A 12,139-nucleotide genomic window follows, 5' to 3' on the forward strand; every position below is an offset into this window, starting at 1 on the left:
ATGTGTATTAATTTTTAAATATTTTGTTAATTCTGAAATTTTGAAGCTTTTATTTCTTTAGATTTGAGATACTAAAAACAAACCTTAATAAATTATGAAACAACTTTTTATTGCTGGAATAGTCCTTTTGAGCACCTTTAATGTCGTTGGACAATCTAAAAATTATGTCACTTTTGAAGCAAATATTGCAAATAGAAATACCGACATTATCAAAATTATTAATGACGGAAAAGTTGTTAAGACGATTTATGTTAATGCAAAGGGTATTTTTAAAGATACCTTAGTATTGAATGGAGGAAGAGGCCGTATGTATGACGGTGTGGAATCAACTGAATTGTTTCTGAAAAACGGTTATGATATAAAGCTTAAAATGGATGCGAAGCAATTTGATGAATCGATAGTTTATAAAGGTAAAGGAAGTTTAGAAAACAATATTTTGGCACAGCGCATTTTGGCCGATGAGAAACTTTATGATAATAGTGTTGTAAATTTAGATGATGCAGCTTTTAATAAATTAATTGATGACAAAAAAGCAGCCGATGCAGCTCGATTAAGTAATAAGAAATTAGATCCTGATTTTGTAAAAATTGAAACTGAAAATGGACAGCAAGCAATTGCTGAAATTACAGAGCACCGTAACCAAGTGTTGAAAATGGCAAAATTGAATAATACAGCATCGCCAGATTTCGAATTTGAAAATCACAAAGGAGGAAAAACAAAGCTTTCAGATTTAAAAGGTAAATATGTTTATATCGATATGTGGGCAACCTGGTGTGGTCCTTGCCGAGCTGAAATTCCTTTTCTTCAAAAAGTAGAAGAAAAATATCATGGCAAAAATATCGAGTTTGTTAGTATTTCAATAGATGCGCCAAAAGACCATGATAAATGGCAAAAATTCGTAACCGATAAACAGCTAGGTGGTATCCAGCTTATGGCTGATAATGAGTGGAAATCTGATTTTGCAACGAGTTACAATGTGGTTTCAATTCCACGATTTATTTTAATTGATCCACAGGGTAAAGTTGTTAATTCAAATGCGACAAGACCTTCTGATCAAGCGCTTCAAACGCAGTTAGACTCATTATTGAACTAATTTATTTACGAAATCGATAACGTTATCGTAACATTCTGATTTTCATAAAATACCAATAAAACCAGTGCCTAAGCGCTGGTTTTATTGTTTTAAAAAAAAGCCCAATGTTAAGTTTTTACTCAATGTTACCAAATTGTTAAGTAAAAGTTTTTTTAATGTAAACAATTGATTATATTTGATAAAGATTTCTTAACATTAAATACCTACAGATATGAAAAAGAGTGTAATTTTAGCTGCGTTGTTGTTCTCTGGAATGTTAATTGCGCAGGAAACTAAACCTGAATTAGAAGCCGTTGGAAATACAGTAAAAGCTACTTATTACTATGAAAATGGTAAAGTACAACAAGAAGGTTTTTTTAAGGATGGTAAGTTGGATGGTGTTTGGGTATCTTATGACGAAAAAGGAAATAAAAAAGCCGTTGGAGAATACACAAACGGAGTAAAAACTGGAAAATGGATTTTCTTTAATGAAGACAGTCTAAAAGAAGTAGCTTATGTTGACAGTAAAGTTAGCTCAGTGAAAAATTTACAGAAAAATGCTTTAGCAAACAGAAATTAATTGATTTCGACAAATTATAAAAAAACCGTCTCGTTCTTTAACTAGACGGTTTTTTTATGCTCTTTTTTGACTTTTTTCGGCGTCCAAACCAAATGACAAAACCGGTTACAGGCAATGCTGATGCAATAAGACTAACTGTAAAAGCTATTATTTTTCCGGGCAGATCTAAAACTTGTCCTGTATGAATTCCATAATTCATTTCGACAACCTGAAGTCCTAAAGTTTTTTTATCGAAAGTCTGGCTTTGAATTAATTTTCCGTTAGAAGGATGAAAGTAATAATTGCTTTGCTGATCGTATCGTAACGCATGTGGATAAGCACCCGTACTCACAATATCGCCTTTTTGTTGCGGAATCATTACAAAAAACATTTCGGCTTTTGGTTGAAGTTTCATTGTTTGAATGAAAGCTTTATCAATTGCAGTAACTGAATTTGTTTTGAATTTTGTGGTGTCAATTGTAGGCGTTTTTGTTTCGGTTGCTTTGTCTCCACCAAAATTAAATGTTTTATAAATTCCGTCACCAACCCATTCGTAGGTAAAAGTTAATCCGGTAATGGCAAGAATGAGTGCAATTAGCGCAATATAAAATCCGGATGTATTGTGCCAGTCATAATTTACTCGACGCCATCTTGCATTCCATTTAATGGTGAAACTTCTTTTGATGTCACTTTTTCGCTTTGGCCACCATTGAATTATCCCTGAAATTAACAATAAAATAAAAACAATAGTTGAGCCGCCAATAATATGCTTGCCAATATAATCTGGCAAAAGCAAATACAAATGAATGTATTCTACTATAATGAAAAAATCAGTTTTCGGATTTTCGGTTTTTAAATATTGACCTGTGTATGGATTAAAATAGAGATATAAATTTTCGGTATCAGAATAGGTATAAACAATTGCAGAACGGTTTTTTCCGTAATAAGAAATCATACTGATTTTATATTGGGGAACAATTTCTTTTGCTTTTTCTTCCAAAAAAGAAGGCATTAAAAATGGTTTATTTTGAGGTTCAACCAATCGCCATTCTTTTCTAGTAATGTCTTTTATTTCATCATGAAAACAGAAAATGCAGCCGGTAATACAAACTATAAAAACAATAAGCCCGGAAACTAATCCGAGCCATTTATGCAGAAAACGTATTTTCGTTTTGAATCCCATTTTTTGATTAAAAGCGTAAAATTATGCTCAAAATTCATTTGGGACAAATAATTCTAATTATTTTGTTTGTGGTAAAGTTTTTTTCTCACGCAGATTCCGCAGATTTGGCGGATTTTTTTAAAATATTATCTGTTAAATCTGCGGAATCTGCGAGAGAAACTCCTTTCAGTTTTTTTATGAAACGGCTTTTTTGGTTTTTAAATGATAAGCCACATATAATGAAATTGCTGCCAGGAAAATCCAAAAAACATCAATAAAGAAAATCTGAATTTTGTTTTCCATGAATGAAGTCCAAAACCATTCTCCAGAAACGATTCCATTAGTAATTGGAATTAAGAATCCTAAAATACTTCCTGAAATTAAGCAGAATGTGTTTGTAAATCCATTATTCTTTTTGATGATAAAGAAAATTGTCAAGACAAGCCATCCGCCAAAATAAAGTGTAAATAAATCAAATTGACTTAAAGGATAAAATATTTTACTTCCAATAAAAGCCAAAGCCGTAATAGGATACATACTCAAACAGATCGCCAAATAAATTCGGACAACTGCGGCATTGAAACGTCTTTTCTTTTCAGGCAGATTATTTTTTTGTCTGGCAACCAACCAAATCATCACTCCTGAAATAATGACAAAGCAAGTTATAATTCCTAAAATAAAACTGATGATTTTTAATGCATAGCCACCGTAATCGCCAAAATGAATTCGGTATAAAACGTTCTTTACAACGTCTAAGTAGCTGGTTTGTAAAATAGGATCTTTTTTAGCAATTACTTTTCCATCGGCAACACGATAATCAATTTTTCCAATTCCGGTAAATTTTTTATGATTAAGCATTTCGCCTTCAACCAAAACATGCATATTGACATCACCATAATTTTGGATATATACGCGTGTAACTTCAAAATCGGACCAATTACTTTTTGCTTTTGCTACAAGCTGATTTATGTTAAACGGATTTGCTAATTTCTTTTTTTCAAACTTATAATCAGCATCTGTGTATTCCAGTTCCTTATATAATTTGTCTTGATCGCCTCCATATAATGCCATCACTGCAGGAGCGACAATCAAAAGTTTGATCATGAAAAACGCACCAGTAACAGCATAAACAAATTGAAAAGGAAGTCCAATCATTCCTAAAGCGGTATGAGCATCTGTCCAAAGTGTTTTTAGTTTTTCTTTTGGACGGAAAATATAAAAGTTTGATACAATTTTTTTCCAATGCAATAAAACTCCTGTTATAATTGCGAATAGGAAAAATAAAGCCGTAAATCCAGAAAGATAATATCCGGCCGGATAAGGGATTTGAGCCAGAAAATGCAGACGATATAATAATTCTCCCAAAGAATAAGCTTCTTCGTAAGTATAGGATTTGTAGCTTTTGTTGTCCAGATAAAAGAAATCTCCAAGACGTTGTTTTTTTGGAGCCAATGAGTCTTTTGTTCCTTCAAGTGAAACAGCAACTCGATTTTCTATTGAAGGTTTAGAAATAGTAATATTTCTTGCGTGCAAAACATATTTTTTGTCAAGATGCTGAAGGGCATTGTTGTAGTCTAACTGAATTTCTTTTGTTTGTGCTGTAGATTCACTTCTTTCCCAATTGACAATTTCATCTCTAAAAAAAGAAAAAGATCCAGCGAAGAAAATTACAAATAGTACTACGCTGATTACAATTCCACTGACAGTATGTGTATGAAAATAGATATTATAATGACGGTTGTTCATAGATTAATGCGCTGTTTGATTATAGGTTTGACCCAAGTAGATAAAAAGACAAAAAATAAGACTTAAAAGAATATAAATGCCCCAGATTTTCCAGCCGCTTTTGGCCAAAAAAGCAATTACCATTAATGCTACCCAAAGAATGAATCCGCTGAAAGCCATTGTAATCAGTACATCTGCACGATTGAACCAGGCAGCTAAAGCCAAATGAAAAGTGACAGATACAAAGTAACCTCCTAAAATCGCCGCTGTAATTTTGAGAAAACGAGGCAAAAAAGCCGGAGTTAAATATTTTGGATTTGCTGGCATGTAATTAAGGTTTAGTTGTAGTAAAATTCCAAAATCGCAACAAAGAGCAAGATTGCTAAAAGCGCTTTGCTGTTTACTTTTTTTAATGGAGTCAGAATAATGATTAGGCTTCCAACGGTCATCAACTGAATAAAAAACATCAAAGTGCCACAACACAATGATTTTGCAAAAAGCCACATTGCATAAGCAGTCGCTAGTAAAAATAAGCCGGTGATTTTAGTTTGTTTTGGATTTCGCTTCATCCATTTTTCAAAGCCCAAATCATACGATAAAACAGCTCTTTTTGAAGTGTAATAAAGTGTATAAAAAGCTAAAAAGACGATAAGACTGGCTAATGTTATCATGATTTATAGAATTTAAAAACACCTTTCTGTTAAATCAGAAAGGTGTTTTTTATTAATTAGAATCTATAAGAAAAACTTGCTGCAACGCTTCTCATGTTTCTTGGGTGGATTGTAGACCATCCGTCATAAGTATCAACGTTAGCGATATTGTCAAGTTTTAGAGTCAAAACATATTTTTCTGTTCCGTAGAAAATAGATGAATTTAAAACAGTGTAAGATGGAATTGTAAATTGACCAACAACATTTCTGTTCATAATTAAGTTCTTGTCAGCATAATTCCCTCCAAAACCTAAACCAAAACCGTTTAAGTCTCCTTCTGGAAATTTATAGCTAGCCCAAAAGTTTACTAAGTTTCTTGGTCCAGAGCTTTCAGGTCTATGTCCTACAAAAGATGGATCTCCAGCATTTAAGATAGCATCAACATAGCTGTATCCTGCAACAATGTTTAATCCGTCGATAGGATTTGCAATGAATTCAGCTTCGAAACCTTTGTTTCTTTGTGCTCCATCTTGAAACGCTGTCTGAGTTGTTGCAGTGTAAACGATATAAACCTGATCTTTTACCTGAATATCATAGTAGCTGAATGTAGCGTAAAGTTTATCTTTAAAGATGTTTAATTTAGTTCCAACTTCAAATTGATTAGCGTGTTCTGGTTTAAAAGTTCTTGGACGTCTGCTTCCATCAGATAAAATTTCTGTTACAGGAGCAGAGTTTGCAAAACCATCCATGTAGTTTGCAAAAATCGATACTTTGTCAATAATTGGCTGATAAACCAATCCAAATTTAGGAGAAAATGCAGTTTGGTTAAAATCATCATCTTTAGTTGCTACATCACCAGCAGTCATAAAACGATCAACACGTAAACTTGCCATTGCAGATAAAGAAGGAGTAAAGTTGATTACGTCTGAAAAATAAGCGCTGTAAACTTCTTGTTTTGTTTTAGCATTTGTCATAGTAGCATCAGCTAAAAGCGCATCAGATCCAGCTTTTGTTAATTTTCCACTATCGCCGTTTGTAATATATTTAGCGGGATCAGTAATTCCGAAAAATTCTTCATTTACTGTTTTTGTGTCAAGATTTCCAATGTAAATACCTCCATTTCCAACATAACTTGTACCATTATCAATACCACCTCTGTTGAAGTAGTCAAGACCAGCAACAATTCTGTTTCTCATGCTTCCGATAACAAAATCACCAATAAAGTTTTGTTGAATATCAGTTGTAAGGGTAGTAGAGTTTTGGTAGTTCATGTAACGGGCTAAAACAATTCCTTCTGTAATTCCTGGATAGTATTGCGTTCCTTCGTATAAATATGAGTAATATCCATCTGATTTTGATGAACCTCTAGATACAACAGTTTGTGAGGTCCATTGGTCATTGAATTTATACATCATTTGTCCTTGAAGGTTATATGATGGAGTTTTTATAGATAATTCGTTGCTAGTATAAGAACGTTTGTTGTCATAACCTAATTCGTCGATATTGTGTACCCTAAGCGGTGCACCTCTATCTAAAAACAACATAGTGGGATTAGTTGCTTCATTGCTCATGAATTCCGTATTGATGAAAAAAGAAAGTTTGTCACTTACTTGGTATGATAATGATGGAGCAAAGAAAAACGATTTTCTGAACCCTGCATCTTGAAAACTATTTTCAGTGTGATAAGCAGTGTTTAAACGGAAGTTTATTTTATGCTCTTCGTCTAATGGTGTATTAACGTCTACAGTAACTCTGTTTAAGCCATAACTTCCAGCTGTGTAATTTACCTCGCCACCAAAATGATCGTAAGGTTTTTTAGTAGTCATGTTGATTAAACCTCCGTAAGAGATTAAGCTGCTTCCAAATAAAGTTCCAGATGGTCCTTTGATTACTTCGATTTTGTCAATGTTTGCTGGATCTAAACTTCCGTTTGTTAATCCTGGCAATCCGTTGATCATTGTTGGCTGAACAGCAAATCCTCTTAAAGAGAAATATCCTGCACCATCGCCACCACGTCCAGTTGAAGCCCAAAGCGGTGTTAATCCTGGCGCATTTTTAAGTGCATCGTCAATATTTGTAACAACTTGCTCTTTTAAAAGTTCGCTTGTAATTGTAGTGTAAACTTGTGGATTTTCAAGATTTTTAAGTGGTAATCTTGATACTTGCTGTGTTTCCTTACGAGCTAAAGGATTTTTTTTGTTTCCTCCGTTGATTACAATTTCATCTAATTGCTCTGAATTTGAAATAATTGTGAAATTCTCTATAATTTCATCTCCACTATTAAGTGTAATGTTTTTTTCTTTAGAGGTGAAACCTACAGCAGAAACGCGCAGAATATAATTACCTGGCTTAACGTTTTTGATTTCGTAGTTACCATTACTGTCTGTGTTGGTCCCAATTTTTGTGCCTTTTAATACTATCGAAATATTATCTGCAGCTTGATTATTTACTAAACTGATTTGACCTTTAATAGTTGCTTTTTGTTGCGCCCAAATTGATGTGCCTGAAAGCAAAACAAAACACAAAGTCAAAAGTGAAAATGTAATTTTATATTTCATTTTTATTTAGAATTGATTTTAATAGCGCAAATTTATGTCTTGATCGCTAACTATACAAGCTATTTTTATTTATTCTAAATAAATTATTTTTTGAGGATTTATTTTTTGAATAATTCAAAAAATTAACATCTTAAGCCAATCTTAAGCTAATATTAAGCAAAAAAAAAGCCTGTTCTAATGAAAGAACAGGCTTTTATATTGTCTAAAATTACTTAAAATTACAACTCTAAAGCACGTTTAGCGTCTCCATTCATCAATAATTCTAATGGATTTTCTAAAGCTTCTTTAACAGCAACCAAGAAACCAACAGACTCACGTCCGTCAATAATTCTGTGATCGTAAGAAAGTGCAACGTACATCATTGGGTGAATTTCAACTTTTCCGTTTACAGCAATCGGACGCTCAATAATATTGTGCATTCCTAAGATACCTGATTGAGGAGGGTTAATGATTGGAGTAGATAACATACTTCCGAAAACACCACCGTTAGTGATTGTGAAAGTTCCTCCAGTCATATCGTCAACTGTAATTTGACCATCACGAGCTCTTAAAGCTAATCTTTTGATTTCAGCTTCAATTCCACGGAAAGTTAATAATTCAGCATTACGAACAACAGGAACCATTAATCCTTTTGGTCCAGAAACTGCGATTGAGATATCAGCAAAGTCATAAGCAACTTTGTAGTCACCATCCATCATTGAGTTAACATCTGGATATAATTCTAAAGCTCTTGTAACCGCTTTTGTAAAGAATGACATGAAGCCTAAACCTAAACCACCATGTTTTGCTTTGAAAGCATCTTTGTATTCATTACGAATTTGGTTGATTGGCGTCATGTTTACCTCGTTGAAAGTAGTAAGCATAGCTGTTTCGTTTTTAGCTGAGACTAATCTTTCTGCTACTTTACGACGTAACATAGATAATTTTGTACGCTCAGTTCCACGGCTTCCACCAGTTGGAGTTCCCATAGATGGTACTGCATTTACAGCATCGTCTTTAGTAATTCTTCCGCCTTTACCAGTTCCTGAAACAGTTGCCGGAGCAATATTTTTTTCGTCTAATATTTTTCTTGCTGCAGGAGATGGAGTTCCTGCTGCATAACTTGGTGCTGCTGCCGGAGCTGGAGTTGCTTTTGGAGCTTCAGCTTTTACTTCTGCCTTCGGTGCCTCAGCTTTTGGAGCTTCTGCTGCTGGTGCAGCTGGGGCGCTTCCTGCTGGTTTTGCAGCATCTGTATCAATTAAACAAACTACAGCACCAACTGCTACTGTATCACCTTCTTCAGCTTTTAGTGTAATTACACCACTCATTTCAGCAGGTAACTCAAGAGTAGCTTTGTCTGAATCAACTTCAGCAATAGCCTGATCTTTCTCTACATAATCTCCGTCTTTTACTAACCAAGTTGCAATTTCAACTTCTTTTATTGATTCCCCTGGTGATGGGACTTTCATTTCTAAAATCATCTTTGTTTTTGTTTAAGGTTGTAGCGTTTAAAGTTTCATGTCAATAATAAACCTGAAACTTTAAACTTGAAACATTTTTTTTATCTGAATAAGTTTTTATCGAATACCATTCTAATTGCATCTGCATGACGGCGTTTTGCACGTGTGTAACTTCCAGATGCAGGAGCAGCATAAGCTTTTAATGAAGCCAATCTCCATTTAACAAGATCAAAGTTCATTAACATAAAGCTATAAGCTCCCATGTTTTTAGGTTCTTCCTGAGCCCAAACATAATCATCTGCATTTGGATATTTTGCAATGATTTCTTTGATTTGCTCAACTGGGAAAGGGAATAATTGCTCAATACGAACAACTGCAACATCATTTCTTCCGTTGTTTTCTCTTTCTGCAACGATGTCGTAATAGAATTTACCAGTAACAAAAACCAAAGTTTTTACTTTCTTTTTATCTACTGTATTATCGTCAATTGTTTCCTGGAAACTTCCGGTTGCTAATTCATCAACAGTTGAAACGCATCTTGGATCACGTAATAAACTTTTTGGAGAGAAAACTACTAAAGGTTTACGGAAATTCGTTTTCATTTGTCTTCTCAACAAGTGGAAGAAGTTTGCTGGCGTTGTACAGTCAGCAACATACATATTTTGTCTTGCACAAAGTTGTAAGTAACGTTCCATTCTTGCAGAAGAGTGTTCAGCTCCCTGACCTTCATATCCGTGAGGCAATAATAAAACAATCCCATTTTGGTTGTTCCATTTATCTTCTCCACAAGAAATATATTGGTCAATCATAATTTGAGCTCCGTTAGAGAAATCTCCAAATTGTGCTTCCCAAATTGTTAAGGCTTTTGGGTTTGCTAATGCATATCCGTAATCAAAACCTAAAACGCCATATTCAGACAAAAGTGAATTGAATACACCGAATTTTCCTTTTTTGTTTTCAATGCCATTTAAAAGAATTACTTCTTCTTCAGAATCTTCTACTTTAACTACAGCGTGACGGTGAGAGAATGTACCACGTTCAACATCCTGACCAGAAATACGAACATCAAATCCTTCTGTTAAAAGAGAACCATAAGCTAGTGCTTCTGCAGTTCCCCAGTCAACAGTATTGTTGTCGTATCCTGTTTTTCTATCCGTAACAATTTTAGTTATTTTACTAATGAATTTTTTGTCTGCTGGTAACGTTGAGATTGTATTGATGATAGAATCCAATCCTTTTTTGTCAAAAGTAGTATCTACTTTTTGAAGCATTTGTGTATCTGTTACCTGAACAAATCCGTCCCATTCGTTTTTCATGAATGGAGTTATGATTGTCAAATCTTTTTTACGGGAAGCTTCTAAATTTTCCTCTAAAGCAGATTTGTATTCTTTTTCTAAAGCATTAACATAAGAAGCGTCGATTACGCCGTCAGAAAGTAATTTCTCTGCGTAGATGTCTCTTGGGTTTGTATGTTTAGCAATGATTTTGTATAGAACCGGCTGCGTGAAACGAGGTTCATCACCTTCGTTATGACCGTATTTTCTGTATCCTAATAAATCGATAAATACGTCACGTCCAAATTGCATTCTGTAGTCTAATGCAAAAGATACAGCGTGTACAACAGCTTCTGCATCATCAGCATTTACGTGTAATACTGGCGATAAAGTTACTTTAGCAACATCTGTACAATAAGTAGAAGAACGAGCATCTAAATAGTTAGTTGTAAATCCAACTTGGTTATTAATTACAATGTGGATTGTTCCTCCAGTTTTGTAACCATCAAGTTGCGCCATTTGAATGATTTCGTACAAGATACCTTGTCCTGCAATTGCAGCATCTCCGTGAACGGCGATAGGTAATACTTTAGAGAAATCGTCAGCGTAGTATTTATCTTGTTTAGCTCTTGTAATACCTTCAATTACAGCTCCAACTGTTTCTAAGTGAGAAGGGTTTGGTGCTAAATTGATGTTGATGCTTTTTCCTGATCTTGTTTTTTTGTCGGCAGTAAGACCTAAGTGGTATTTTACGTCACCGTCAAAATATTCCTGATCGTAATCTTTTCCGTCAAATTCACCAAAAATATCCTGAGTAGATTTTCCGAAGATGTTTGCCAAAACGTTCAAACGGCCACGGTGTGCCATTCCCATTACGAATTGTTCAACACCTTTTTCAGCAGCTTGCTCGATTAAAGCATCTAAAGCCGGGATGATAGATTCTCCACCTTCTAATGAGAAACGTTTTTGTCCAACATATTTAGTATGAAGGAAGTTTTCAAAAGATACAGCTTCGTTTAATTTATTTAAGATTGTTTTCTTTTCTTCTGTAGAGAAATTTGGCTGATTTGTATTTACAGCTAATTTATCCTGAATCCATTTTACAACGCCAGGATTCCTGATGTACATATATTCAATACCAATATGCTGACAGTAAATAGTTTTTAGGCGATTTACGATATCTTGCAAAGATGAAGGCACCATTCCGATTGTCTGCGCAGCATCAAAAACAGTTGAAAGGTCAGCTGCTGATAATCCGAAGTTCTCGATATCTAAAGTTGGAGAAGATTGTCTGCGGTCACGAACAGGGTTTGTTTTAGTGAACAAATGCCCACGTGTACGGTATCCGTCAATTAATTTAAGAACATTGAATTCTTTCTTTAGTTTTTCAGAAATCTGACTGTAATCTGTATTATCGCTAGTCACGTACTCAACGATCGTTTGCACTGGATTTTCGTCGTTATAAGTCGTCATTCCAAAGTCAAAACCTTGAAAAAAACTTCTCCAGCTAGGCTCAACGCTGTCTGGGTTAACTAAATATTGATCGTATAATTGTGCAAAAAACTCGGTATGCGCTGCATTTAAAAATGAAAACCTATCCATAATATTAGTGAATATACTTTTTGTTAAATAGAAACGCAAAAGTACAACAATCACATTTATTTAAATCTTTTTTTTACGTACTTTTACGTAAAAATTTG

9 protein-coding genes are annotated in these 12,139 nt (G+C 34.2%); 2 read left to right on the forward strand and 7 right to left on the reverse strand.

All coding sequences use genetic code 11. From position 1 onward, the window contains the following. The first annotated feature begins 94 nt into the window (after positions 1-94). Both ACWA1B_RS03500 and ACWA1B_RS03505 read left to right on the forward strand, forming a co-directional pair. Complete coding sequence (locus ACWA1B_RS03500) at positions 95-1,093, forward strand: TlpA family protein disulfide reductase (protein WP_456904479.1); 999 nt, start codon at positions 95-97, stop codon at positions 1,091-1,093. 211 nt (positions 1,094-1,304) lie between these two features. Then, positions 1,305-1,652 carry a toxin-antitoxin system YwqK family antitoxin gene (locus ACWA1B_RS03505; protein ID WP_035646207.1) on the forward strand — a complete coding sequence of 116 codons (348 nt, stop codon included), beginning with the start codon at positions 1,305-1,307 and terminating at the stop codon, positions 1,650-1,652. Positions 1,653-1,689: 37 nt separating this feature from the next. Here ACWA1B_RS03505 and ACWA1B_RS03510 read toward each other — a convergent pair whose 3' ends face one another. The 7 genes from ACWA1B_RS03510 to ACWA1B_RS03540 form a co-directional block, all read right to left on the reverse strand. Further along, the gene (locus tag ACWA1B_RS03510) at positions 1,690-2,814 is read right to left on the reverse strand and encodes a PepSY-associated TM helix domain-containing protein (protein ID WP_456904480.1); all 1,125 of its coding nucleotides are present in this window, start codon (positions 2,812-2,814) and stop codon (positions 1,690-1,692) included. Positions 2,815-2,988: 174 nt separating this feature from the next. Continuing rightward, positions 2,989-4,539: a PepSY-associated TM helix domain-containing protein gene (locus ACWA1B_RS03515; protein ID WP_456904481.1), complete on the reverse strand. Its 1,551-nt coding sequence runs from the start codon at positions 4,537-4,539 to the stop codon at positions 2,989-2,991. 3 nt (positions 4,540-4,542) lie between these two features. Continuing rightward, positions 4,543-4,845, reverse strand: coding sequence for a hypothetical protein (locus ACWA1B_RS03520; RefSeq protein ID WP_456904482.1), 303 nt, complete (start codon positions 4,843-4,845; stop codon positions 4,543-4,545). 11 nt (positions 4,846-4,856) lie between these two features. After that, entirely contained in the window at positions 4,857-5,189 is a 333-nt protein-coding gene (locus ACWA1B_RS03525; protein ID WP_035646195.1) for a hypothetical protein, read from the reverse strand. Between the two features lie 56 nt (positions 5,190-5,245). Next, the gene (locus ACWA1B_RS03530; protein ID WP_456904483.1) at positions 5,246-7,726 is read right to left on the reverse strand and encodes a TonB-dependent siderophore receptor; all 2,481 of its coding nucleotides are present in this window, start codon (positions 7,724-7,726) and stop codon (positions 5,246-5,248) included. A 218-nt stretch (positions 7,727-7,944) separates the two neighbouring features. After that, entirely contained in the window at positions 7,945-9,186 is a 1,242-nt protein-coding gene (gene odhB, locus ACWA1B_RS03535; protein WP_456904484.1) for a 2-oxoglutarate dehydrogenase complex dihydrolipoyllysine-residue succinyltransferase, read from the reverse strand. A gap of 80 nt (positions 9,187-9,266) precedes the next feature. After that, the gene (locus ACWA1B_RS03540) at positions 9,267-12,041 is read right to left on the reverse strand and encodes a 2-oxoglutarate dehydrogenase E1 component (protein WP_456904485.1); all 2,775 of its coding nucleotides are present in this window, start codon (positions 12,039-12,041) and stop codon (positions 9,267-9,269) included. Positions 12,042-12,139 lie beyond the last annotated feature (98 nt).

This window comes from Flavobacterium xizangense (genome assembly GCF_054075145.1).